Source organism: Sorangium sp. So ce145, assembly GCF_051525985.1.
GTDB classification, from domain to species: domain Bacteria; phylum Myxococcota_A; class Polyangia; order Polyangiales; family Polyangiaceae; genus Sorangium; species Sorangium cellulosum_B.
The window spans coordinates 7,183,600-7,209,260 of record NZ_CP150315.1 but is presented as its reverse complement, the minus strand read 5'-3'; the positions used below and the strand labels follow the sequence as shown (position 1 = coordinate 7,209,260).

Annotated in this window: 11 protein-coding genes; 8 read left to right on the top strand and 3 right to left on the bottom strand. The window is 72.4% G+C overall.

Translation table 11 applies throughout. The annotated features are described in order from the left end of the window. The first annotated feature begins 196 nt into the window (after positions 1-196). Positions 197-4,066, top strand: coding sequence for a protein kinase domain-containing protein (locus tag WMF34_RS26490; protein WP_437989516.1), 3,870 nt, complete (start codon positions 197-199; stop codon positions 4,064-4,066). Between the two features lie 197 nt (positions 4,067-4,263). Here WMF34_RS26490 and WMF34_RS26485 read toward each other — a convergent pair whose 3' ends face one another. Then, the gene (locus WMF34_RS26485) at positions 4,264-5,814 is read right to left on the bottom strand and encodes an ATP-binding protein (protein ID WP_437989515.1); all 1,551 of its coding nucleotides are present in this window, start codon (positions 5,812-5,814) and stop codon (positions 4,264-4,266) included. Positions 5,815-5,917: 103 nt separating this feature from the next. Here WMF34_RS26485 and WMF34_RS26480 point away from each other — a divergent pair, with 103 nt between their 5' ends. Continuing rightward, entirely contained in the window at positions 5,918-9,346 is a 3,429-nt protein-coding gene (locus WMF34_RS26480; RefSeq protein ID WP_437989514.1) for a caspase family protein, read from the top strand. Positions 9,347-9,598: 252 nt separating this feature from the next. After that, the gene (locus WMF34_RS26475; protein ID WP_437989513.1) at positions 9,599-13,474 is read left to right on the top strand and encodes a protein kinase domain-containing protein; all 3,876 of its coding nucleotides are present in this window, start codon (positions 9,599-9,601) and stop codon (positions 13,472-13,474) included. 61 nt (positions 13,475-13,535) lie between these two features. On the opposite strand, the gene WMF34_RS26470 is transcribed toward WMF34_RS26475, so the two are convergent. After that, positions 13,536-14,327 (bottom strand): OmpA family protein, encoded by a 792-nt coding sequence (locus WMF34_RS26470; protein WP_012237759.1) that lies wholly within the window; start codon positions 14,325-14,327, stop codon positions 13,536-13,538. A gap of 711 nt (positions 14,328-15,038) precedes the next feature. Here WMF34_RS26470 and WMF34_RS26465 point away from each other — a divergent pair. The 3 genes from WMF34_RS26465 to alaS all read left to right on the top strand — a co-directional run bounded on the left by WMF34_RS26465 (position 15,039) and on the right by alaS (position 21,267). After that, entirely contained in the window at positions 15,039-17,231 is a 2,193-nt protein-coding gene (locus WMF34_RS26465; protein WP_437989512.1) for a TIGR04551 family protein, read from the top strand. Between the two features lie 273 nt (positions 17,232-17,504). After that, on the top strand, positions 17,505-18,344 hold the full coding sequence (locus tag WMF34_RS26460) for a HEAT repeat domain-containing protein (protein ID WP_012237756.1): 840 nt from the start codon (positions 17,505-17,507) through the stop codon (positions 18,342-18,344). A 175-nt stretch (positions 18,345-18,519) separates the two neighbouring features. Beyond that, the gene (gene alaS / locus WMF34_RS26455; protein ID WP_437994669.1) at positions 18,520-21,267 is read left to right on the top strand and encodes an alanine--tRNA ligase; all 2,748 of its coding nucleotides are present in this window, start codon (positions 18,520-18,522) and stop codon (positions 21,265-21,267) included. Positions 21,268-21,300: 33 nt separating this feature from the next. On the opposite strand, the gene WMF34_RS26450 is transcribed toward alaS, so the two are convergent. After that, positions 21,301-21,693 (bottom strand): hypothetical protein, encoded by a 393-nt coding sequence (locus WMF34_RS26450; protein ID WP_012237754.1) that lies wholly within the window; start codon positions 21,691-21,693, stop codon positions 21,301-21,303. A gap of 872 nt (positions 21,694-22,565) precedes the next feature. Here WMF34_RS26450 and WMF34_RS26445 point away from each other — a divergent pair. Next, a complete protein-coding gene (locus WMF34_RS26445; RefSeq protein ID WP_012237753.1) occupies positions 22,566-24,446 on the top strand; it encodes an HTH domain-containing protein in 1,881 nt (626 codons plus the stop codon). Between the two features lie 196 nt (positions 24,447-24,642). Further along, positions 24,643-25,530: a LolA family protein gene (locus WMF34_RS26440; protein ID WP_437989511.1), complete on the top strand. Its 888-nt coding sequence runs from the start codon at positions 24,643-24,645 to the stop codon at positions 25,528-25,530. The last annotated feature ends 131 nt before the right edge of the window (positions 25,531-25,661 follow it).

The window sequence follows — 25,661 nt, the reverse complement described above, 5'->3', positions numbered from 1 at the left end:
TGCTCCCTCCGCAAGGGCCTACGGCTTTTCTGAAGGGCGAGAGAGCGTCGGGGCATACCGAATCACGCGGACCCGAGGCATCAAGGAGAACCCAGCGCTCAGGCGATGGAAATCGCCTCGCTCTTGTGGTGACCTGTGCCTGTCGCGCGCGAGAAGCAGACCCCCGGGGACTCGCGCGAAGCCCATAGGAAAGGCGATGCGCGCTTCGGACGTGGTCGAGGATCGGTTCGAGATCGAGCGGCTCGCCGGATCGGGTGGGGGAGGTGACGTCTACCGTGCGCGGGACCGGCTGTCGGGGGAGGTGGTCGCGCTGAAGGTGCTGCACAGCACGAACGTACGCGACCTGACCCGGCTCTCGCGGGAGGCTGAGGCGCTCGTCACGCTCCGGCTGCCAGGGGTCGTGCAGTACGTGGCGCACGGAATGACCGCCGCCGGGCGGCCCTACCTTGCCATGGAGTGGCTCGATGGCATCACCCTGGAAGAGAGGCTCGCTCAAGGACCGCTCTCGATCGCCGAGAGCGTGATCCTGGCAGCACGGGTGGCGACGACGCTCGGCGCGGTCCACCAGCTCGGCATCGTGCACCGCGACCTGAAGCCGAGCAATCTGATGCTCGTGGGCGGCGCGGTCGAGCGCGCCACGCTTCTCGACTTCGGCATTGCTCGGGATATCCGGCTTGCGCGGAGCCTGACGGCGCCCGGCGCGATCCTCGGCACACCCGGGTACATGGCCCCCGAGCAGGCGCGCGGCGAGTCGACGGTCGACGCCCGCGCCGATGTTTTCGCGCTCGGCTGCATGCTGTTCGAGTGCCTCGCGGGGCGCCCGCCGTTCCTGGGCGACAACGCGCTCTCGCTCCTCGTGAAGGTCGTCCTGGAAGATCCGCCGCGGCTCGGGGAGCTCCGCGACGGTCTCCCGGAGCCTCTCGAGCGCCTCGTGGCCCGGATGTTGTCGAAGCCGGCGGAGCGCCGGCCGCGCGACGGCACCGCTGTCGCCGATGAGCTCGCAACGCTGGCGCGCGCAGCGCTCCCCAGCGGAGAGGGCGAGACGGCGGAGCCGCCCGCGCCGAGCGTTGAGATCACGACGGCGGAGCGCCGGGTCATGTGCGTCATCCTGGCGGCTGATGGCAGCGCTGACACGGACGCCACGCTCTCGGAGGTCGAGTGCGCCTCTCGCACAGAGGCGCTGCGTCAGATTGCCGCGCGTCACGGCGCGCGCCTCGAACTCCTTCAGTCGCAGTGGCTGCTCATCGCGCTGTCCGGCGCCGAGGCCCCGACCGATCTCGCCGCGCGTGCGGCCCATTGCGCGTTCGCGCTGCGGGTTGAGCTCGGCGGTGTGCCCATGGCCATCGCCACGGGGATGGCCGAGGTCGCCGGGCGGCTGCCGGTTGGCGCGCTGATCGACCGCGTCGTACAGCTCTTCCCGCAGCGCGCTCGGTTGCCAGAGTCGGGCATCCGGCTCGACGGCGCGACGGCAGGCCTGCTCGCTAGATCCTTCGACATCGCGCAGGCGGACGAAGGCGCCTGGCTCCGTGGCTCGAAGGGGGAGCCTGACACCGTCCCCCGGCTCCTCGGCAAACCGACGCCGTGCGTGGGCCGCGAGCGCGAGCTTTTGCAGCTCGCGGCCGAGTGGCGCCATTGCGTGGACGAGCCCACCGCGAGCGCCGTGGTCGTCGTTGGCGCCCCCGGTCTTGGCAAGTCGCGCCTCGCCTGGGAGTTCCTCCATGAGAGGAGCGAGGCAGCCGAGGTCTGGATCGGCAGGGCCGATCCGATGGCGGCGGGCTCTGCGTTCGGCCTCCTCGCCCAGGCGCTCCGCCGCGCCATGGGCATCCTCGACGGCGAGCCGCTGGAGGTGCGGCGGCGCAAGGTGCTCGCCAGGGTGGAGCGGCTTGGCGAGCTCGGGGCCAAGGCCCCACACGTCGCGGCGTTCCTCGGCGAGCTGGTGGGGGCGCCCTTCCCTGACGAGGGCGATGTGCAGCTCCAGGTGGCGCGCCAGAGCCCCGTGCTGATGGGGGACCGCCTCCGCGAGGCGTTCGAGGACTTCATTCAGGCCGAGTGCCAACGGCAGCCGGTGCTCCTCGTGCTGGAGGATCTGCACTGGGGCGACCTGCCCACGGTGACGCTCATCGACGCCGCGCTCCAGCGGGCCGGGAATCTGCCGTTCTTCGTGCTGGGGCTCGCTCGCCCGGAGGTCCACGAGCTGTTCCCGACGCTCTGGAGCGAGCGCCACGGGCTCCGGATCCGCCTTGCGCCGCTATCCCGGCGTGAGAGCGAGCGGCTCGTGCGGGAGGTGCTCGGCGATGGCGTCGGACCCGAGCAGGTGCAAGCGCTCGTCGTGCGCGCCGAGGGCAATGCGTTCGTGCTGGAGGAGCAGATTCGCGCGGTGGCCGAGGGCAGGGGTGAGGGCATGCCCGAGACGGCGCTGGCGATGGTGCAGGCGCGGCTCGGGGCGCTAGGCGTCGAGGAGCGCCGCGTGCTGCGCGCGGCGAGCGTCTTTGGCGAGACGTTCTGGGAAGGCGGGGTTGCGGCGCTCGTGGGCGGCGTGTCCGCTGCGCAGCGGCTCGCTGAGCTCGCGCGGCGGGAGCTCATCGTACGACGGCACGAGGCGCGCATCGTGGGCGAGGTGGAGTACGGGTTCCGGCACGCGCTGGTGCGGGAGGCCACGTATGGGATGCTCACCGAACGCGACCGCCGCGTCGGCCACGGCCTCGCGGGCGACTGGCTGGACCGCGCCGGCGGTGCGGATGCGATGTCGCTGGCCGAGCATTTCGAGATTGGCGGCGCGCCGGCGCGGGCGGCGGAGGCGTACCTGCGCGCCGCCGAAGAGGCGCTCCGCGGCGGCGATCTCGGGGCGGCGATCGCGCGGGCCGACCGGGGCATCGGCTGCGGCGCGGCCGGGGACACCGCCGGCAGGCTCCGCCGGGTTCAAGCGGAGGCGCATAGCTGGCGCGGTGATCTCGCGCTTGCCGCGGAGCGGGGGAGCGAGGCGCTGGGCCTGGTGGAGCGCGGCTCGGCCGCATGGTTCTTGGCAATCATCCCCATGGTATGGGCCGCCTTTAAGCTGGGGCGGTCGGACGAGGTCGACCGCTGGACGATCGAGGCAGTGAACGTGGCCGCGCCAGACGACGCGCAGGGCGCGAAGCTCCGCTGCCTGTCTGCGGGCGCGAGCGCGCTGTCGATGGGTGGACGGTACGCTGAAGGCGCCGCATTGCTCGCTGTCGTCCAGCACGCCATCGCGAACGCGGAAGTGCGAGATCTCGAGGTGATCGCGCACCTGAATGACGCGCGCTCGGCCTACGAGATCTGCACTGGCGATCTGGGCGCCGGAGCTGCCAGCCTGGAAGCCGCATTGCTCGCCTTCGAGCAAGCCGGCGACCATCGAAATGCATGTAGTGCTCGCGCAAATTTGGGTGTCATATACGGGGAGCTCGGCGATTTTGATAGGGCAGAGTCCATGCTGCGCGCGGGACGGGTCGAGGCTGGCCGGATGCACCTGCATGAGCAGAAGCTGGGCACCGATATCAACCTCGCGCAGCTTCTTGCGCACCGTGGTCAGCTCGCTGACGGGTGGGCGCTTGCCGAGGAGTCTGCGGCTGCGTCCAGCCGACGAGCGGGCCTGGTACGCTTGGAGCTATGTGCTCGCTGTTACCTTGCCAAAATCGCCTCTGCCATGGGCGATTTCGAGGCCGCCGAGCGCGAAGCGCGCGCCTCCGTCGCGCTCTCCCAGCATGCACCGACGCTCGCCGTGCAAGCTTTTTCCATCCTCGCGCGCGCGCTGCTCGGGCTCGGGCGTATCGACGAGGCGATGCAGGCTGCCGCCGAGGCGAACTCGCGGCTGGTGGAGTTTGGCACCGTGGAAGAAGGCGAGTCGCTCGTCCGACTGACCTATGCCGAAGCGCTCGCCGCGAGTGGAAGGCATGCCGAGGCTACCGCTGCGATCGCGTCAGCCAGGACGGCGCTGCTCGCGCGCGCCGAGAAGCTCAGCGACCCGACGTGGCGCGAGCGTTTCCTCCACGACGTGCCGGACAACGCCCGCACGCTCGAGCTCGCGCGGCAGTGGCTCGGCAGCTGAGCGATCGAGTGCTGGGCGAGATCGATGCACCCTGCACACATGCCATGTCCCGGCGCGCCACGAAGGTTGGCCAGCGTGCCCGCGAGGTGCTGCGTTCCAGCGCAGCCGCGGCTCTGTGGTCAACCACGCACACCGAGGTGGCGGAAGGTGCAGGCAGCTCCTGGCGTTGGATCGCGCATCCCTGAAACCCGGAGAGATCAGGCGCGAATCACGACGGCCTCGCGGCCGGCGGGGGAAAGCGCGAGCTCCCTGCGCGTGCGCTCGGCGATGGGAGGCTGTCCCGAGCGCTGGTCGAAGAGGATGAGCCATCCGCGCTGGAGCCCCAGCCCGGCGAGGTACTCGTCCAGCTGGGCAAGCCCTTCGCCAAGGGGATCCTGGCGGCCGTCTCGCCAGACCTTGAGCTCGATGGCGAGCGTCTCGCCGGCATAACGAACGCAGAGATCCATCCTCCCCCGGCCGATGGCGTACTCGCGCTCGATGGTGCCGCCGCCGTTCACAACGCGGTGAAGGAAGGCCATGACCACGAGGTGCGGCGCGATCTCGTGGTAGGGCGCCGCGCCGAGGAGCGGCTCGCCGTGCTGGCGCCAGAAGGAGAGGAAGGCGTCGAGCAGGCGGTCGGCGTCGAGACGGCCGTCGTGCGTGAGCCATGTGGCCTTGATCTGAGGGAGAGACGCCCGGATCGGGAACGCGAGCTCGCGGACGATGATCTCTCGGTAGATGGGATTCGCAATGTCGAGGCCGCCCTCCGCGGTCATGCGCACGAGGCCGAGGTCGATCGCGAACCGAAGGTCGTCGGGGGGCACGCTGGGCAACGCGGTGCCGGCGAGCATCGGCTCGATCACGGCGCGGATGCGCGGCTCGCGCAGCCGATCCACCAGGCTGTCGAGGTGCGTGTCTTGACGCTCGATGAGGATCTCCTTGGCGCGATCGACGTCCGCAGGCGTGATGGGCTGCGCGCGGTCCTTGACGAGGACCTCGACGAGCTGGCGGGCGAGCACGTTGACGAGCCACGGCTGGCCCTGGGTGAGCTCGAAGGCGCGGTCCACGGCGTCCGGCTGGAAGACCTGCCCGGTCTCGGCGGTGTGCTGGGCGTAGAGTGTCGCGACCTCGTCGCGGGTGAAGTTGCGCAGCGTGAGCGACTCGACCTTGATGTTGAAAGAACTCGATGTGCCAAGGCGATCGCCGTCGCCGGACGCGACCTTGTAGTCGCGCACGTCCCGGAGGCCGACGAGTGCGAGCGCATGCGGAAAGCCGTGCGGACGGCTCGGGTACCCGCTGCGGATCTGGCGCAGCATCGAGACGAGCGCCGCGTCGCGCAGGGCATCGGCCTCGTCGAGGAACACGACGAGCGGGCGCGGCACGGCCTTGGCCCAGGCGCCCAGGGCGGCCCCGATCCGCTGCCCGGGGGGCGCGTCGGGGAACGGTGGCGGCCGCAGATCGGCCGGGAACTGCGAGCCGGCGGTGACGCGCCATTCCGCGAGCATCGCGAGCTCGGCCGCGCCAGGGTCGTTGGGGAAGGGGGCGCCGAGCTCCGCCGATACGACGACGGCCGCGTAGCGCCCTTCGGCCGTGAGGTCTTGGGCGAGCGCGAGAAGCGAGGTCGTTTTTCCAAATTGTCGCGGCGCGTGCAGGACGAAGCAGGCTTTGCGATCGATGAGATTGCGCACCCCGGGCAAGCGCTCCTCGGCCGGGAGCATGTAGTGCTCGGCCGGGTTGCAGGGACCTGCCGTGTTGAACCAGCGGGGCATCGCGGCGGTGAGCCTAAGGGGGGCGGCATCGGGTGGCCAGCGCGGCGACGTCCGCTGCGTTCGTCCGGCGGCGGCGAACCTCGATGAGATAGGATGCGTGGCAATGTCGAACGGGCGATTCGGAAGCGGCGCGGCGGGGCTGGGCGCGATCGCCCTGGCGGCGGCGATCGGGGGCTGCAGCGGCGCGCCGCCGGCGCCGTCGCAGCGAACGCAGCATACGCCGGCCGCCCCTCCGGAGGTCTGGCTGCCGCCGGGAGCGCGGCTGGCGAAGCCGGAGGGGCACCTCGCGGAGGTCAGCTGCCTGGCGTTCTCGCCGGACGGTCGGCAGATCGTGTCCGGGAGTGAGGATCGGGTGCTGCTCGTCTGGGATGTGGCGACCGGCCAGGTCGTCCAGCGGCTGGCGGGGCACGGAGGATGGATTCGTGACTGTGTGTTCCTGCCGGACGGGCGCGGGGTGGTGAGCGGCGGCTGGGGCGGCGAGGTCTTCGTCTGGGATCGCCGGAGCGGCGAGCGGCGGCGGCTCGAGCTGCTGAGCCCGACCGATGCCGTCAATTCGCTCAGCGTGCGACCCGATGGCGGCGAGATCCTCGTCGGTACGCTCTTCGGTGTTGCGAGGGCCTGGGAGCTGGGCTCGGGCGCGGCCACCCTCGAGCAGGACGCGCTCGTCCGCCCTGGTGAGAGGAACGTCGTGTGGGCCACGGGGTACCTCGACGACGGGCGCGCATTCGCGGGCGGGAACGCCGGTGTCGTGGTGTGGAATGGGCAACAAGCGGTGACAGCCCGGTACGACGCCGCGAGCGCGGTGGCGTTGCCCGGCGGCCTCCTGGCGCTCGGCGGCGAGGGCGAGGTGGCGCTGCTTCAGCCCGGCGGCGCGATCGAACGCCTCGGCGCGCTGGAGGGCTGGGTGTACGGGCTCGCCGTGAGCCCGCGGCGCGATCTGCTGCTCGCCGGAGACGCCGCCGGCAACGCTCGCGTCTTCCGCCTCGCCGACAGGTCGCTCCGGTGTCAGCTGAAGCGATCTGCGGGCCTCTTCGCCGCTGCGTTCGACCCCACCGGGACCTGGTTCGCGGTGGGCGGCGACGATGGCTCGGTCGCGCTCGCCAGGGTCGCGGACTGCACGGGCGCGGATCGCCGGCTCGCCGTGCGGCAGCTGGGGATCGCGCAGCGGCGGATGCACAGCGTGGCGGCGGGGCAAGCCGTGCTCGTCGGCGACGGCGCCGGCAACGTCAGCGCGTGGTCGACGGCCACGTGGTCGCTCGTGAGCCGGTGGTCCGCACACGCGGGCGCGGTGAGCGCGCTGGCCGCGCTGCCCGATGGCGGCTGGGTCTCTGGAGGTCGCGACCATGCCGTCGTCGCGATGCCTGGCGTCTCCAGCGCTCCCCCTCGTCGGATTGGCCGGCTGCGCAACTTCCCCTGGGCGGTCTGCCCCGGCCCTGACGGCATGTCCGTCCTGTCGGCCGATGCGGCAGGGGATCTGACGCGCCTGCCGCTTGGCGAGGGCGGGGCGCCGGCCACGCTGCTCTCCGAGCAGCGGCCGCTTTATGCCCTCGCCGTGGACCCCGGCCGTCCTGAAGCGGTCGTCGCCGGGATGGCAGGACGAGTGTTCCGGGTGAGCCTTGTCCAGGAGGAAGACCGGAACGCATCCTGGCCAAGGGCCACCATGCTCCGAGAGAGCGTGATGGCGCTGGCCTACAGCCCCGACGGCCGCTGGCTCGCCGAAGCCGGCACCGACGGCACCGTCGCGGTCCGCGACGCCGAGCCCGGCGACGCCCCGCCCCGCCGCTTCGAGGGGCTCAAACGTCAGATCCACGCCCTGGTCCTCACGCCGGAGCACCTCTGGGCCGGCGGTGCCGACGAAGTGCTCGCCCGCTGGTCGATTCACGCCGATGCCGCCGTAGCGCCGCTCCGCATCGAGGAGCACGCGCCCATCCACTCCCTCGCCGCCACGCCCGACGGCAAGCACCTCATCGCCGCCCTCGGCCACGGCCGCGTCTCGGTGCGCGCGCTCCCGTCGGGCGACCTCGTCGCCCACCTCCTCCCGTTCAGCGACGGCAGCTGGGCCACGGCGTTCGCCGACGGCCGTTTCATCAGCTCCGGCAGCGGCGCCGCCCTCGGCCTGCGCTTCGAGGACCCCGCCACCCGCAAGGTCACGACGCTCGGCGGGCTCCCCCATATCGGCGTCAGCCAGCCGTCGGCGACGCGCACCGCCGAGGGGCACGTCCTCGTCCGGGCCACCATCTTCTCCCCGCGCGGCGTCCCCCGCGTGCGCCTCGACGGCCGCTGGGACGTGCGCGGCGTGATCCCGAGCCCGACCGCCCTGTCCGCGTACGAGGTCGAGCTCCTCCTCGGCGAGAGGTCCACGGCGCCCCACCGCCTCGACGTGCTCGGCCCCGGCGGCGAGAGCGCCCGCGCCGACATCCGGCCCGAGCCCGACCTCCGCGCCCGCGCGCTCCGCCCGCGCGCCCTGCTGATCGGCAACGCCGCGTACCGCGCCCCGGGCGTCAAGCGCCTCCCGGGCGCGCTCGCCGACGTGGACGCGATGCGCCGCGCCCTGCAGCGCAGCGACGGCTGGGCCCTCGACGACGACCGCATCAAGGCCTCCAAGGACCTCGACGCGGCCAACCTGGAGGCGACCGTGACCGGTTTTCTCGCCGGCGCCGCCGAGGGGGAGACGCTGCTCGTCTATTTCGCCGGTCACGGCCTCGACCAGCGCGGCGAGGGCTTCCTCCTGCCCATCGATTTCGACCCCGCCAGGCCTGCCGATCCTCGCAACGCGCTGCCCGCCGCGCGTCTCTTTCAGGCCATCGCCGCCTCGAAGGCGGGGCGCGTGCTGGTCATCCTCGACGCGGGCCGCGCCGGCGCCCTCTCGCTGCCCGAGGATCTCGGTGTGGAGCACGACCACAGCGAGCGCATCGGCGTCGTCACCGCGGCCAGCGCCGGCAGCGACGCCGCCGAGACGCCGCGCGGGGGCGTGTTCACGCAGGCGCTCGTCGAGGCCTGGACCGACCCGGCGGCCGTGGATCCCGAGCGCGAGGCGGTCACGCTCGGCCTGGCGTTCAACCGGGCGCAGGGCCGCGCTCGTGCGCAGCGCCCGCGCCTGTTCGGCGGGCTCGATACGCTGCCGCTCGCGTGGCCGCTGCGCGGGGCCGCCGAGGCGCCCGCGGTGATGGCGAGCGAGGAGGCCGCCGCCTCAGGCACCACGCTCGCGCGCGTGAAGGGGACGGTCCTCGGGACAACGCAGCTCACCGCGCTCGGGCGCCGGATCGACGGGACCCTGGAGGTCGAGATCGCCTTTGGCCAAGACACGGAGTCCGTGCGCATCGGCGTGTACGCGGTCGACAAGGCGCCTCCGGCGGCGCTGCCCGAGGTGTTCGCGCCGGGGCCCTGGAAGGGCGGCCAGGTCCAGCGCCTCCGTGTGCCGCTCAAGGATCACGAGCCCGGCGAGTACCGCGTCGAGGTCGACCCTTGCCGGGCGGGAACGGCGTGCGGACACGAGCCTGCCTCGACCTTCCGGATCCGACTCGGCGGTTGAGATCACGCCGCGCGCTGCCCTGCGCGGCGGGCCAGGAGCTCGGTGCCCGGGCACCGGAACGCGCTTTCGTCGCGAATGTCCCCGGGCGCCCGAGCACCAGAGCGCGTCGTGGTCGCTCTGCGATCCAGATGCCCGAGATCGGCCACATGTCAGGGTGATCGTGGTGTAGATTACATTTCTCCCGACAGGGTACCGTGATCCTGCGGGTGAGGGCCGTCGCTGGAGGCCCGTGTGAACGACATCGCAGACGCAATGCGCGATTTGGACGTGGTCGAGGATCGGTTCGAGATCGAGCGGTTCGCCGGATCCGGCGGGATGGGGGAGGTCTATCGCGCGCGTGACCGGCGGTCGGGGGAGGCGGTTGCGCTGAAGGTGCTGCACAGCGCGAGCGCGGGCGATCTGCGCCGGTTCGCGCGGGAGGCGAAGGCGCTCGTCACGCTCCGGCTGCCAGGGGTCGTGCGGTACGTGGCGCACGGGACGACGGGCGCAGGACAGCCGTACCTGGCGATGGAGTGGCTGGAGGGCGTGACGCTGGAGCAGAGGCTCGCTCAAGGACCGCTCTCGATGGCGGAGAGCGTGACGCTGGCGGCGCAGGTGGCGACGACGCTGGGCGCGGTCCACCAGCAGGGCATCGTCCACCGCGACCTGAAGCCGAGCAACCTGATGCTGGTGGGCGGCGCGGTCGAGCGAGCGACGCTGCTCGACTTCGGCATCGCGCGCGAGCTCTGGCTCACGCAGAGCCTGACGGCGCCCGGAGCGATCCTTGGGACGCCCGGGTACATGGCCCCCGAGCAGGCGAGCGGCGAGGCGCCGGTGGACGCCCGCGCGGATGTGTTCGCGCTCGGGTGCATCCTGTTCGAGTGCCTCGCGGGGCGCCGGCCGTTCCTGGGCGACAACCTGCTGTCGCTCCTCGTGAAGGTCGTGCTGGAAGAGCCGCCGCGGCTCGGGGAGCTGCGCGACGGCATCCCCGAGCCGCTCGAGCGCCTCGTGGCCCGGATGCTGTCGAAGTCGGCGGAGCACCGGCCGCGCGACGGCGCCGCCGTCGCGGCGGAGCTGGCCGTCTCCGCCGGCGAGGGGCTCGCCGCGGGAGGGAGCGCGGTCGCGGCGCCGCGCGCGCCCGGCGAGGAGATCACGACGTCGGAGCGGCGGGTCATGTGCGTCATCCTGGCCGCCCATGGCAGCGAGGAGACCGACGCGACGCTGGCGGAGGCCGATGGGGTCGCGCAGGCCCAGGCGCTGCGGGACATCGCGGCGCGCCACGGGGGGAGGCTCGATTTCCTGCAGTCGAAGTGGCTGCTCGTCGCGCTGTCGGGGGCCGAGTCTCCGACGGACCTCGCGGTGCGCGCGGCCCACTGCGCGCTCGCGCTCCAGACCGTGGTCGGCGGCGTGCCCATGTCGGTCGCGACGGGGCTGGCGGAGATCGAGGGGAGGCTGCCCGTCGGTGAGCTGGTCGATCGGGTGGCCCAGCTGATCGCGGGGCGCGACGGCCCGCCGTCCGGGGGTATCCGGCTCGACAGCGCGACGGCGAGCCTGCTCGCGAGCCGCTTCGATACGGCGCGGGGGCCCGAAGGATGCTGGCTGCGCGGCCGGAAGGAGGAGCCGGACACGGTGCCGAGGCTGCTCGGGAAGCCGACGCCGTGCGTGGGGCGCGAGCGAGAGCTCTCGCAGCTCGCGGCCGAGTGGCGCCATTGTGTGGACGAGCCGACCGCGAGCGCGGTGGTCGTCGTGGGTGCCGCTGGAATGGGCAAGTCGCGCCTCGCCTGGGAGTTCCTGCGCGCCATCAAGGAGCAGCGCGAGGCCGCCGAGGTCTGGATCGGCAGGGCCGATCCGATGGCGGCCGGCTCGGCGTTCGGCCTCGTCGCCCAGGCGCTGCGCCGCGCCATGGGGCTGCTCGACGGCGAGGCGCTGGAGGTGCGGCGGAGCAAGGTGCTGGCGCGGGTAGGACGGCTCGACGGGCTCGGGAGCAAGGGGCCGCACGTGGCGGCGTTCCTCGGCGAGCTGGTGGGGGCGCCCTTCGCTGACGAGGGCGATGTGCAGCTTCAGGCGGCGCGGCAGAGCCCGGTGCTCATGGGCGACCGCATCCGCGAGGCGTTCGAGGACTTCATCCGGGCCGAGTGCGAGCGGCAGCCGGTGCTGCTGGTGCTGGAGGATCTGCACTGGGGCGACCTGCCGACGGTCCGCCTGATCGACGCGGCGCTGCAGCATGCGAGGGACTTGCCGCTGCTGGTGCTGGCGCTGGCGCGCCCCGAGGTGGACGAGCTGTTTCCCGAGCTGTGGCGCCAGCGGGTCGGGCTTCGGCTGCGGCTCGCGGCGCTGCCCCGGCGCGCGAGCGAGCGGCTGGTGCGGGAGGTGCTGGGCGACGGCGTGAGCGCGGCGCAGGTGGACGAGCTGCTGGCGCGGGCCGAGGGCAACGCGTTCGTGCTGGAGGAGCAGCTCCGGGCGGTGGTCGAGGGGCGTGGCGAGGGGATGCCGGAGACGGCGCTGGCGATGGTGCAGGCGCGGCTGGAGGCGCTGGGGGTGGAGGAGCGGCGGGTGCTGCGCGCGGCGAGCGTGTTCGGCGAGACGTCGTGGGAAGGCGCGGTGGCCGCGCTGGTGGGCGGCGCGCCGGTGGCGCAGCCGCTCGCGGAGCTGGTGCGGCGGGAGCTGTTGCTGCGGCGGCGCGAGGCGCGGATCGCGGGCGAGGTGGAATACGAGTTCCGGCACGCGCTGGTGCGGGAGGCGGCCTACGGCATGCTGACCGAGCGCGACCGCCGCGTCGGGCACGGCCTTGCGGGCGACTGGCTGGCCCGCGCTGGAGGGGCGGACGCGACGGTGCTGGCGGAGCACTTCGAGCTCGGCGGCGCGCCGGGGCGCGCGGCCGAGGCATACCTGCGCGCGGCGGAGCAGGCGCTCCGGGGCGGCGATCTCGACGCGGCGATAGCGCGGGCCGACCGGGGCATCGGCTGCGGCGCGGCCGGGGACGCCGCCGGCAGGCTCCGCTGGGTCCAGGCGGAGGCTCATGTATGGCGCGGCGATCTCGCGCTCTCCGCGGAACGGGGGAGCGAGGCGCTGGGCCTGGTGGAGCGCGGCTCGGCCGCGTGGTTCTCGGCCATCATCCCCCTGGTATGGGCCACGTCCAAGCTGGGGCGGCTGGACGAGGTCGAGCGCTGGATGACCGAGGCGGTGGGCGTGGCCGCCGCCGGCGACGCGCAGGACGCAAAGCTCCGCTGCCTGGCCGCGGGCGCGAACGCGCTGTCGCTGGGGGGGCGGTACGCCGAAGGCGCCGCGCTGCTCGATGTGGTCCAGCGCGCCCTCGCGAGCGCGGAGGCGAGGGATCTCGAGGTGGTCGCGCACCTCCACGACGCGCGCGCGGCATATGAGATGTGCAGAGGCGACCTGGGCTCCTGTGCAGGCAGCCAGGAAGCCGCGTTGCTCGCCTTCGAGCAGGCCGGCGATCATCGCAACGCGCTCAGCGCCCGGGCGAGCCTGGGCGCCGTGTGCATGGAGCTCGGCGACTTCGAGACGGCCCAGTCGATGCTGCGGGCAGCCATGGAGGCGGCCGACCGGATGCACCTGGACGAGCTGAAGGTCGCTGCACAGGCCAACCTCGCGCAGGTGCTCGGGTACCGTGGTCAGCTCGCCGAGGGGCGGGCGCTCGCCGAGGAGGCGGTCGCGTCGAGCCAGGGAGCGGGCATGGTGCGCACGGAGCTCTTCGCTCGCTGCTACCTTGCGAAGATCGCCCTCGCCATGGGCGATTTCGAGGCCGCCGAGCGCGAGGCGCGCGCCGCCATCGCGCTCTTCGAGAGCGCGCCGACCCTGGGCGTGCAGGCCTTCTCCATCCTCGCGCGCGTGCTGCTCGGGCTCGGGCGCATCGACGAGGCGACGCGGGCTGCGGCCGAGGCGAGCGCGCGGCTCTCGGAGTTCGGCACGCTGGAAGAGGGGGAGTCGCTCGTCCGCCTGGCGTATGTCGAGGCGCTCGCCGCGAGCGGGAGGCGCGCCGAGGCCGAGGTCGCGATCGCGTCGGCCAGGACGGCGCTGCTCGCGCGCGCCGAGCAGCTCAGCGATCCGGCCTGGCGCGAGCGCTTCCTCCGCGACGTGCCGGACAACGCCCGCACGCTCGAGCTCGCGCGGCAGTGGCTCGGCGGCTGAGCCCGCGGTGCACGAAGCGGCGCCCCGCCGCTGGCGCCACGGGCCCCTCGCTTGCCGGCGCTTACTTGGTGGCGAGCTTCGTCAGGTCGAGCATTTCATCGACGTCCGGCAGCACGATCAGGTCGCACCGGCGGTTCTTCTGCTTGCCGGCCGGCGTGTTGTTGCTCGCGATGGGGTCCGTGTCCGCGAACCCTGCCGCGCTCCAGTGCCTCGTCGGCAGCTGGCCCTCCTTGCCGATCAGGAACAGCAGCACGGCCCGGGCGCGCATCAGCGACAGCCCCCAGTTGTCCTGGAACGGGCCGCTCTTGTAGGGCTGGCTGTCGGTGTGCCCGGCAACCTGGTAGTCGCGGTCCACGAGCGACTTGTCGCCCCGGATGACGTCCGAGATCTTCTTCAGGATCTGCTGGCCGTCCTTGCTCAGCGTGTCCTTGCCCGAGTCGAACAGGACGTCTCCGGGCAGCGAGATGACCATCCGGTTCCTGCGGACCTGGACCTCCAGGCCGAGCTTGACGAGCTCCTCGAGCTTCTTCCGGAGCAGGTCGAACCGCGCCTGGATCGCCTCGAGCTGCTTCGCGCGCGCCTTGTACTCGGCCAGCGCCTTCTCGCGGTCCTCCAGCGTCGAGCTCATCTTCGAGATGTCGGCGCCCTGGTCCGCGAGCTTCTTCTCGAGCTCCTCGACGCGCTGCTTCGCGTCGGCGAGCTCCTTCTCGAGCTCGGCCTCCCTCTTCTGGCTCCGGTTCTGGAGCTGGTTGTACTTGTCGAGCTGCGACTTCCACTCCTGCTCGGAGTGGCCGCAGCCCGCGGCGAGCAGCGACGACAGCGCGAGGGGTAGTGCAATAAGTGTCCGGTTCATGAGCGCTTTCTCCATGGCTCCGTCGGCGGGAGCGGGATGCTGCGGGCGAGAGCGTCGCTCAGCTCGGGCGAGAGATCCAGAGGGGAGGGAGGACGGCGAGATCCGCCCGTCCGCGCGGCCGTGCGCTGCAGGTGAGGCGGGATCGGGGCTCCGGCGGCGCAGGTGAGAGCGGCGGCGCCTCCGGCGACGGCGCTGGCGCGAGCGGGGTGGACCCGACCGAGGTTGAGGCGGACCCGACCGAGGTTGAGGCGGACCCGACCGAGGTTGAGGCGGCCCCGACCGAGGCTGAGGCGGACCCGACCGAGGTTGAGGCGGACCCGACCGAGGTTGAGGCGGACCCGACCGAGGTTGAGGCGGACCCGACCGAGGTTGAGGCGGACCCGACCGAGGTTGAGGCGGACCCGACCGAGGTTGAGGCGGACCCGACCGAGGTTGAGGTGGACCCGGACCGGCCAGCCACCCCGACCGAGGTTGAGGCGGACCCGCCAGCCGTCCCTGCCAGCCGACCGGGGTTGAGGTGGCCGGCGGCCCCTGCTCCGATGCGTCCCGGGTGTGTATCCGTGACCGGGTTCCAGGGCCCGGGGCCGAGCGGTGCCTTGACCACACAGGCCGGGCGTGAGACATCGGCCCCCGGCCTCCGGGCCACCGAGAGCTCGGATCTTCAACCTCTTCCTGCGCGCGGGGCCAAAACGCGCGAACGAAACCAAGCAGATGTCCATCTCGTCGTGGTCTCCGGGTACGTCGTGCCGCCCTGGCACCCCTCGCCGTCGCCTCCGGTCGGGCCTCGCGCTCGCGCTCGTGCTGGGCGCGTCTTCCGCGTCCGCCCAGCCGGCACGCCGGCCGGCCCAGCCGCCGGCGGCCCCAGCGCAGCCGCCCGCCGGGCAGGCGGGCACCCCCGCAGCGCAGCCCGCCGCTCCGGCCCAGCCCGGCGCAGCGCCGCCCGCCGCCGCTCCGGCCCAGCCTGGCGCGGCGCCTGCGCAGCCCGGCGCGGCGCCGGACGGCGCCGAGACGCCCGAACCCCCGGCGGCGCGCCAGCCGCTCCTGCCGCCGGCCGACACGGCCGCTCCCTCCGCGCCGCAGCCGGCCACGCCGGCGGCCTCGGAGGCGCCCGCAGCCGCTGCGGCGGCCGAGCAGCCCGAGCGACAGGCGATCCAGGCGGAGATCGGCGCCCGGCCCAGCGAGGTCTACGCCGAGGACTGGTGGTCCCACGCGCGACCGACGTTCGAGTTCCACGGCTACTACCGGCTCCGTTGGGAGCTCTTCAACAGCTTCGCCCTCGGCCGCATCGACTCCCGCGATCAGGCGCTCTGGCCGCAGCCGGCCGACAACTCCTACAAGGGGCACGTGCTCGAGCGCTGCAACCCGAGCGAGACCACGAGCGGCGGCACGCGCTCGTTCGACTCGTGCAAGAACGACACCCAGGCCGGCGCGAACATGCGGTTCCGTCTCAATCCCGAGCTGCACATCAGCGACAACCTGCGCATCCTCACGCAGGTCGATCTCCTCGACAACGTGGTGCTCGGCTCGACCCCGGACGGCTACGCGAACCAGCCGGCGGCGGGCGGCGGCTACCAGGTCGCCCGCCGGGGCGGCTACTCGCCGCTCGGGGCCTTCTCCAGCACCCAGTGGGCGCCCAGCGCCGGCATCAACTCGACGAAGGACTCCATCTCCGTCAAGCGGATCTGGGGAGAGTACATGACCCCCGTCGGTCTCCTCCGCTTCGGCCGCATGCCGAACCACTGGGGCCTCGGTATGGTGGCGAACAGCGGTGACGGGTACGACTCAGACTACCAGTCGACCGTCGACCGGCTGATGTTCGTCACGGGCATCAAGAAATACGACATCTACTTCGCCGGTGCGTGGGACTGGGCCAACGAGGGCGCGACGAGCGCGTCGATCCAGGACCTCGAGGGCCAGCCGTACGACCTCGCCCAGTCCGATGACGTCGATCAGTACGTGTTCGTCGCCGTCCGCCGCAAGAATCCCGAGCTCCAGAAGCTCGAGCTCGCCCGCGGCAACATGGTCGTGAACGGCGGCGTCTACTTCGCTTACCGGCAGCAGACGCTGGCGAACGACATCACCGCCGGCGACACCAACGACGACTTGTCCGCGTCGCTCGGCCAGAGCGCCGACAACGTCGCGGCGGGGTACGTGCATCGGGGTGCGGAGATGATCATCCCCGACGTGTGGTTCCAGCTGCTTTACAAGAAGTTCCGCTTCGAGCTCGAGGCGGCGATGATCTACGGATCCCTCGATCTGCGCGGGCAGGACGAGAGCGATTATGCGAACGTCCTCTCGCCGAAGGACACCGGCTGGGGCGTCCGGCAGTTCGGGCTCGCCACGCAGGCCGAGCTCACCGAGATGGAGGGCCGGCTGCGCGTCCACTTCGGCTTCGGGTACGCGACCGGCGACGACGACGCGCCCGCCCTCGAGCCGCAGCAGCTCGGGGCCATGGATCCCCAGATCTCGACCGATCGCACGTACTCGACATTCCGCTTCCACCCCGATTACCGGGTCGACCAGATCCTCTTCAGGAACATCCTCTCTCGGGTCCAGGGCGCGTATTATTTCCGCCCTGGCGTCGACTGGGACTTCGCCCGCGACAAGAACGGCCAGCGCGCCGGCCTCGGCGCCGCGGCCATCTGGAGCCGCGCCTCCGAGTTCCTCCAGGCTCCCGGCAACTCCCGGGATCTCGGCATCGAGCTGAACGCGCAGCTGTACTTCCAGTCCAAGGACGGGACGCTCAACGACGACCCCGACAAGATGGGCGGCTTCTACACGGCGGTGCAGTACGGCGTGCTGTTTCCTCTCGGCGGGCTCGGCCAGCTCAGGGGTGAGACGGTCCAGAAGATCGATCTCGAGACCGCACAGACGGTGCGCTGGTATCTCGGTATCCTCTTCTGAGCCGAATCCGCCCGGCGCTCAGCCAGCCTCGCGCGTCGCCGCGTGTCTGGAAATGAGCGCTGGGGGCGGCGAAGCCGTGCCAAACGGTGCGAAACGGCGACGTCGTCGCTCTCGTCACGAGTCCTGCATGAGCCATCCGGGGCCAAACAGCCCTTGATCTCGCGACCGTCCTGGCCAAGGATAGGATTGTCTGGACGCCAGGCGCGTCGCGATACTTCCGTGGCTCACCGAGGAGAACGGGTGGCGTGAGCCGCCGTTCTCCGGAGGGACGTGATGGTTCGTCGTCTCTTCATTGCGATGTTCTTGGCGGCGTCGATGGTGCTCGGGTCGACCGCCCTGTCCGTCGCCGAGGACGGAGACACGTCCGCTTTCCGCGACATCGCGGTCGGCAAGGACTATCGGCTCCGTGTGGCGGCGGCGCTGTCGCTGAGCAGGTCGAAGAGCCCCGGCGCGCGGCCTGCCCTCGAGAAGGCGCTCAGGGATCCGCACCCCGCGGTGCGCGCGTCGGCCGCGGCGGCGCTCGGCGCGATGGGCAACCCCGCGGCCGTCCCGGCGCTCAAGGCGGCGCTCAACCTCGAGCCTGCCCCCAACCTGAAGCGCCCGATCGCGGCCGCCATCGAGAAGCTGTCGCGCTCGTCGTCCAAGGCGCGCTTCCTGGTCAGCCTGGGCAAGTTCGAGAACCGCTCCGGCGTGAAGGACGCGAAGCTCGGACCGCAGCTCAAGCAGCAGACGCGCAACCGCGTGGCGCAGTTCGCCGACATCGAGATCGTGGCCGACGGCACGGACTTGGCTGCGGAAGGCAAGAGCCGCAAGCTGCCGGCCTTCACGCTGGACGGCTCGGTCACGCACCTGAGCAAGCGCCATGGGGCGGACGGGGTCGGCTTCGCCGCCAAGGTCGAGTACGTGATCCGCGAGATGCCGAGCCAGACGCTGAAGGGCTCGATGACCGGCTCGGCCCAGGCGCTCGCCGAGGCGAAGCGCGCCCAGGGCCTGAGGGAGCTCGCCCAGCTGCAGAGCGACGCCGTCGCGGGCGCGATCGAGAGCGCGCTCCAGCGGGCGCCGCTCGCCCTCGAGGCCGCCTCCGGCAGCAGCGTCGTCGCCTCCGGCCGCTGACCCGGCGGTCCGGCCTCGCCGGCGCGCCCAGCGGGCCCGGCGCGAGCGGGATCGCGCACCGGCCCGGCGCGAACCGGCCCGGCGCGCGCGTCTTCCGCGGCGGGCGCCATGGGCGCGCGTCGAGCAGGCGGAAGCCGCTCTCCGGTCGTGCTAGACCGCGCGTCCTCCTATGTCCATCGCAACGCCTGCCAGCTCCGACCTGCTCCGCCGCACATTCCTCGAGTTCTTCGCCCAGCGCGGGCACGAGATCGTCCCGAGCGCGCCGCTCGTGCCCCAGAACGATCCGACGCTGATGTTCGTGAACGCGGGCATGGTGCAGTTCAAGGACGTCTTCACGGGCAAGGACAGGCGCCCGTACCAGCGCGCCGCCTCGAGCCAGAAGTGCATCCGGATCAGCGGCAAGCACAACGATCTCGAGAACGTCGGCGTCACCGCGCGCCACCAGACGTTCTTCGAGATGCTCGGCAACTTCAGCTTTGGCGACTACTTCAAGGAAGACGCGATCGCCTTCGCCTGGGAGCTCCTGACGAAGGTCTACGATATCTCGCCGTCGCGGCTCGTGGTCACCATCTACAACGGCGAGGGGGGCTTCCCGGCCGACGACGAGGCCGCGGCGATCTGGCGCAAGGTCACGGGCTTCGGCGACGACCGGATCCTCCGGCTCGGCCTGGCCGACAACTTCTGGACGATGGGTGACGTCGGCCCGTGCGGCCCGTGCTCGGAGATCCACTTCTTCCACGGGAAGGAGCCCGACGTCGCGCGCTTCGGCGAGGAGCCGCGCATCGACGGCACCGGCTGGACCGAGATCTGGAACAACGTGTTCATGCAGTACGAGCGCGCCGAGAAGGACGGCCCGCTCGTGCCGCTGCCGGCGCCGAGCATCGACACCGGCATGGGCCTGGAGCGGCTCGCGAGCGTGCTCCAGGGCGTGACGTCGAACTACGACACGGACCTGCTCCGCGGGCTCGTCGACAAGGCCGCCGAGCTCAGCGGCAAGCCGTATTCGGGGGGCAGCGCCGACGACGACGTATCGATGCGGGTCATCGCGGACCACGCGCGCACGGCCGCGTTCCTGATCGCCGAAGGGGTGATGCCCGAGAAGCAGCGGCGCGAGTACGTGCTCCGCCGGGTGATGCGCCGCGCGATCCGACACGGGCACCGGCTCGGGATCGATCGGCCGTTCCTTCACGAGGTCGCGCTCGAGGTGGTCCGCCGGATGGGCGAGACGTACCCCGAGCTCCGCGACCGGCGAGAGCTCATCGCCCGCGTCACCGAGGACGAGGAGGTCCGCTTCCGCTCCACGCTGAAGCGCGGGATGAAGATCCTCGACGAGCGCTTCGACGAGATGCGCTCGTCCGGCGAGCGGACGCTCCCGGCCGCCGCAGCGGCCGATCTCTACACCACCTACGGCTTCCCGCTCGATCTGACCCAGGTCATCTCCGCCGAGTCGAACTTCGACGTCGATGTCCAGGGGGCCGAGGCGATCATCAAGGGCGCCGGCGAGGCGGACGGCCCGATCGATCCGACCGCCGCGGTGGACCCCGCGCACCGCGAGGCCCGCGCCAAGCTCGCGCAGCCGGTGGTGTTCACGGGCTACGAGCACGAGGAGGGCGACAGCGAGATCGTCGCGATCGTCCGGGTCGAGATCCAGGGCGAAGGCGACCGGGCGCGCAAGGTCCGCGCGCTGGTCGAGCGCGCGGAGGCGGGGACGGCGGTCGAGATCGTCGTGCGCGAGACGCCGTTCTACGCCGAGTCGGGCGGCCAGGTCGGCGACGTCGGCGAGGTGACGGCGGACGGGGTGCGCGTCGAGGTGAAGGACACGCAGAAGCCGCTCGCCGGGCTGGTCGTGCACGAGGGCGTGGTCCACGAGGGGGCGCTCGCCGTGGGGCAGCGCGTCCACCTGGCGGTGGACCACGCGGCGCGGTCGGCGACGCGGCGCAACCACTCGGCCACCCACGTCCTGCACTGGGCGCTGCGCAAGGTGCTCGGCGAGCACGCGCAGCAGAAGGGCTCGCGGGTCGGCCCGGACGTCCTCCGCTTCGACTTCACGCACAACCGGCCCCTCACCCGCGAGGAGATCTCGCGGATCGAGGATCTGGTGAACGAGAAGGTCCTGACGAACGCGAAGGTGACGACCGAGATCCTGGCGATGGACGAGGCGCGGCGGCGGGGCGCGATGGCGATCTTCGAGGAGAAGTACGGCGACACGGTGCGGATGCTCACGATGACGCCCGAGGTGGTGGAGCTCTGCGGCGGCACGCACGCGTGCGCGCTGGGGGACATCGGGCTGTTCAAGATCACGAGCGAGGGCGGCGTGGCCGCGGGCGTGCGGCGGATCCTCGCGTCGACGGGGCTGAACGCGCTCGCGTACGCGCGGGGCGTCGAGGCCGAGCTCGCCCGGGCGCGCCAGGTCGCGAAGGCGCAGGGCGGCGATCTCGCCGAGAAGATCGGGAAGATCGTGGCGCACGAGCGGGAGCTCGAGAAGAAGGTCGCCGAGCTCGAGCGCCGGATCCTGGAGGGGGCGGGCCCCGCGCAGGGCGGTGGCGGCGGCGGCATCGACGCGATGCTGGACGGCGCCCGGGACATCGGCGGGATCAAGGTGCTCGCGCGCCGGGTGCCGGACGGCACCAACCCGGGCGCGCTGCGCGATCTCGCGGAGAAGCTGCGCGACAAGCTCGGCGATCGCTCGGCGGTGCTGCTCGGCGCGGCCGTGGGCGACAAGGCGCAGCTCGCCGTGATGCTCTCGAAGTCGGCCACCGAGCGGCTCAAGGCCGGCGAGCTCATCAAGCCGATCGCCCGCATCGTGGGCGGCTCCGGCGGCGGCCGCCCGGACATGGCGCAGGCCGGCGGGACCGACGTGGCGCAGCTCGACGCGGCGATCGCGGCGCTCTACACCGAGGTCGAGCGGGCGCTCGCGTCGTAGCGCGCGCTGCCCGCGCCCTGCCGGGACAGTCGTTCAGGCGTCACGCCACTTGGTGCGGGCGAGCGGGAGCAGCTTCGGGGCCTTCCCGCCCCGCGCGGGGCGCGCCGGCAGCCGCGCTGGCTCGCCCGGCGCGGCCGCCCGGGGCCGCGCGCCGCGGGCGTGAGCGCCGATGGTCGCGCGGACGATCGGCGGCAGGAACACGGACTCCAGATCGACGCGCGCGAGCGCGGCCGCGACCGTGGCGATGCGATCCGGCAGCGACGCGTTGGCGTCGACCAGGATGATCCGCCGGCCGAGCACCGTGCAGAGCCCGCCCCGCGGATTGCGCGCGTCCGACAGGTGCGGATCGAACGCTTCCATCCTGACGGCGATGCCGACCTTGTCCGCCGCCAGGGTGAGCTCGTCGAGCAACCGCGAAAGCTCCACCCACAGAGCGTAACCCTCCTGTCCGGCAGATGGCAAAGCGCAAAAGCGCTGTTGCCCGCGCCGCGCCGCGCCGCGCCACCGCTGGCCGGGCGAGCCGCGGCCGTGACGACCGCGTGACGACCGCGGCGCGCCGTCCGGGAGCGCCCGTCCACGCCCGGTTACACGCGGGTACGCGTGATTGCGCGTGATTGCGCACGGTTACGCATGAACACGCGCGGTTACGCATGAGCACGCGCGCTCATGTACGGTGATGCCCGGTCCGTCCAGCGCGCTTCGACCAATCGCTTGCTCCCTCATCGCATCGCGCTCCTCGGCCGCGTGGTGGTGCTGTCGTGCGGCGATGCGGTGAGTTGAGGGAGAGCATTCGACTCCTGGGCTCCCGGACGTGTCGACGCACTCGACACCTCAACAGAACAACCCATCAACTCCTCTTCTCCCGTGGTCTTCACCCGCGCTCCGGACTGGCCGATATCCGCTCACGAGCCACATCGATGCTCGTCCAGGGGCCCGCGCGCGCCGTTGACTGCGCGCCGCGCGTTCATCGTTCATCCAGCCTGCCGTTGCCGGCCGCCGCGCGCTCGCCTCGGCGCGGCGCCCGGTCGATCCGGGCATCGCGCCGCCCCGCCCCCGGCTCCGTGTCCTAGAGGTCGGTCAGCGGCTTCTCTTGAGCCGGATCGCGCGTCCCGTTGACCGCCGTTTCCGAGCATGCTACGAGCAGGCCGTTCCGCGCGTCGTGGCCGAGTGGGAGCGAATGTGCGTTTCCCGGCTGCGGTGGGGTATCCCGCGCGCTTCGTCAGCCACTTTGGACGGGGCGGCCGCGATGGGGACGACGAGGGCGCCCGCCGGGCGGCGCGCCCGAAGGGCGAACAAAGATGACGTTCACGGATGCAGCCGCCGAGGTGCTTCGCCTCATCGGTAGACCGCTTCACTATAAAGAGATCACCGATATCGCGATCGAGAAGAACCTCCTTAGCCACGTTGGAAAGAGCCCAGAGGTGACGATGGGCGCCCGCCTGGCGGCGACGTTGAAGAAGGACACGGCGGACAACCCCCTGGTGCGCGTGAAGCCGGGCGTGTTCGCGCTGCGCGAGTGGGACGAGAAGACCATCAAGTCCGGGCTCGACGGCAAGAAGGCGAAGCGCGGCGGAAAGCCCGAGGCGGCCAAGGCGCGCAAGGACGAGGAGCAGCCGACCCTGTTCGACGCGGGCGCCGACGACGACGCGGTGGAAGAGAGCGATCTTGGCGCTCCCGCGGAGCTCGAGGCGGAGAGCGGCCCGGTCGAGGTCGAGGGCGGAGCCGCGGACGCGGCGGCGCAGGCCGCGCCTGCGATCGACGATGAGGACGAGGACGACGAGAAGGTCGCCGCCGGCGCGACGAGCGCGGCCGGCCTGAACGGCGTGGAGATCGCGGCGGCGCGCGAGCCCGTGCCGCCGCCGACGCCGTCGTCCCCGCGCGCCGCGAGCACGTACATCGACGAGGAAGAGGGCGATCTCGACGACGCGGAGCCGCCGGGTCCGGACGAGGCGATGCGGGCCGAGGCCGTCGCCGGCGCCGCGGAGCTCTTCGACGAAGAGGACGACGACGATCAGCCGATCCTCGGCGGCGAGGACCGCGCGACGCCCGGCTCGTCGGGCGAGCAGGGCGAGGGCCGCCGCCGCCGCCGCCGTCGCCGCCGCGGCCGCGGGACCGCGGAGGCCAACCCGAGCACCGGTGGGCTGCCCTCCTACGTCGCGACGCCGGTGTTCGAGGCGCGGCGCGAGAACGGCCGCGAGCCGCCGCGCTCCGACCGGACCGAGCGCTTCGATCGTCCCGAGCGAGGCGAGCGCACCGACCGAGTCGAGCGCACCGACAGGGCCGAGCGCATCGACCGCGCGGACCGCCCCGACAGCTTCGGCGCCGAGCCCGTCTACCGCGGTCCGCAGGTCATCGAGCTCACGGGCGGCGAAGGGCACGCGCTCGACGACCTGGCCGGACGTGATCTCGCCGATGCGGTCGCCGGCATCCTCTCGACCTTCGATCGGAACGCGGGCGCTGTCTCGCTCCGGCAGATCGCCGAGACGGCGCAGCGCCGCGGCCGCCTCGCCGGCGACGTGCAGCTCGTGCAGTCCCAGGTCGCGGCCGCCGTGCGCGCCGACAACGCGCGCCGCACCGCCGCGGGGCAGCGGCCCCGCTTCCGCTTCGCCGGCGGCAGGATCGCGCTGACGGACTGGCTGCTGCCGGGCGACCTGGCGCGGCTGGAGCAGGAGGCGCTCGCCGCGGTGGAGCGCTACCGCGACGCCGCGCGGCGCGCCTTCGTGCGCAAGCTCTCCGAGCTCCCGGGCCATGCCTTCGTCGAGATCTGCGTCCTCGCCCTCGAGCGCATCGGCATCGGCCAGCTGCGCGCGGTGCGCCGCGCCGGGGCGCCGGGCGGCGAGAGCCACTTCTCCGGCGCGCTCCGCACGGCGGGTGATGAGATCAAGCTCGCGCTGGTCATCCGGCGGGACGGCCGCGAGGTCGGCCGCGAGCGGGTCACCGAGCTGCGCGGCTCGCTCCACCACTACGGCCCCGCGACCGCGGGCTGGATCCTGACCGCCGGTCAGATGCTCTCCGGTGCGCGCGAAGAGGCCGCGATCGTGGGGACCGCGCCCATCTCGCTCTTCGATGGGCTCGCAGTGGCTCGCCTCTGCGAGGACAACGACGTCGCCGTCCTCCGCGCCCGCCTCCCGGTCGCGATCCCCGACGTCGATCTGCTCGAGGCGCTCCGGGCGTCCTGATCCCGGTCGCGCGCGTCCGGCCGGGGGCTCGCTCCGGGCCGGACGCGCGGCCCTCCTCGCCGCCGTCTCCTGGGCCCTCGGCCCGCGCTCGACAACCCTCCTCCACGACCACGCCCCCTCGCGCCGCTCCGGCGGATGGGCTCGGCGCCGCTTCCGCGGTTGACGGGCTCGGCGATCCTTGCCAGCGTCCGCGCCCATGCGCCATCGCGCGATCGCCTGGGCCGCGCCCCTCGCCGTGCTCGTGACCGGCTGTGCCTCCGTGGATCCGCCCGCGTCCCGGTTCCCGACCGCCGACGCGGCGCTCGACCGGATGAAGGCCACCTATGCCTGCGTGAACGGCGTCCAGGGCACCGCCAAGGTCGACCATTTCTCGCGCCAGGGGCGGCTCCGCGGGGACATGTACATCCTCGCGGTCAACCCGGATCGGGTGCGCTTCGACGTGGTGAGCCCGTTCGGCGCGACGCTCTTCACGCTCACGTCGAATGGCACCCAGTTCCAGATGCTCGATGTCGGGGAGAAGCAGCTCCTGCACGGGCCCGCGAGCGCGTGCAACCTGGCGCGGCTCACCCAGGTGCCCATCCCCGGGCACGCCCTCGTCTCGCTGCTCCGCGGCGAGGCGCCGGTGCTCGCTCACGAGCCGCGCGGCGCCTCGATCGCCTGGGATGGCGACGGGTTCTACCGTGTGCTGATCCAGGGCTCCCGCGACGCGGTGGAGGAGATCCACCTCGAGCCCCACCCCCGCGACTTTCTCGCGCCGTGGAACCAGCAGCGCCTGCGCGTCCGCGAGGTCCGTGTCGCGCAGCGCGGGACAGACCTCTATCACGTGGAGCTGAGCCATCACGCGGCCATCCACACCGCGCCGCCGCGCGTCGATCCGGAGGGGATCGACGATCCGATCCCGCCGAGCGGCGGCGCCTGCCTGGCCGAGATCCCCCGCTCGATCCGCATGCGGGTGCCCAACACCGAGGACGACGTGATCTTTCAGTACAAGGAGGCGAAGTGGAATCCGCCCCTCATCTCGGGGGCGTTCACCCAGCCGGTCCCGGGCGGCGTCGTCCGCCGTCATGTCGACTGCCAGGACTAAGGTGCTCCTGGTGGGCGCGTTCAGGCGGCTCCTGAAAGGACAATGGCCATCACGGGTGGCGCAGGCTGGCTCGTGGCAGCGCTCGCCTGATGGCGTGGACGCCGCTCGCTCGAACGTCTAGACAGACGAAT

Coding starts and splice junctions, on each gene's coding strand:
- WMF34_RS26470 (WP_012237759.1), bottom strand. CDS start 14,327: ATGAACCGGACACTTATTGCACTACCCCTCGCGCTGTCGTCGCTGCTC.
- WMF34_RS26480 (WP_437989514.1), top strand. CDS start 5,918: ATGTCGAACGGGCGATTCGGAAGCGGCGCGGCGGGGCTGGGCGCGATC.
- WMF34_RS26475 (WP_437989513.1), top strand. CDS start 9,599: ATGCGCGATTTGGACGTGGTCGAGGATCGGTTCGAGATCGAGCGGTTC.
- WMF34_RS26440 (WP_437989511.1), top strand. CDS start 24,643: ATGCGCCATCGCGCGATCGCCTGGGCCGCGCCCCTCGCCGTGCTCGTG.
- WMF34_RS26485 (WP_437989515.1), bottom strand. CDS start 5,814: ATGCCCCGCTGGTTCAACACGGCAGGTCCCTGCAACCCGGCCGAGCAC.
- WMF34_RS26490 (WP_437989516.1), top strand. CDS start 197: ATGCGCGCTTCGGACGTGGTCGAGGATCGGTTCGAGATCGAGCGGCTC.
- WMF34_RS26445 (WP_012237753.1), top strand. CDS start 22,566: ATGACGTTCACGGATGCAGCCGCCGAGGTGCTTCGCCTCATCGGTAGA.
- WMF34_RS26460 (WP_012237756.1), top strand. CDS start 17,505: ATGGTTCGTCGTCTCTTCATTGCGATGTTCTTGGCGGCGTCGATGGTG.
- WMF34_RS26465 (WP_437989512.1), top strand. CDS start 15,039: ATGTCCATCTCGTCGTGGTCTCCGGGTACGTCGTGCCGCCCTGGCACC.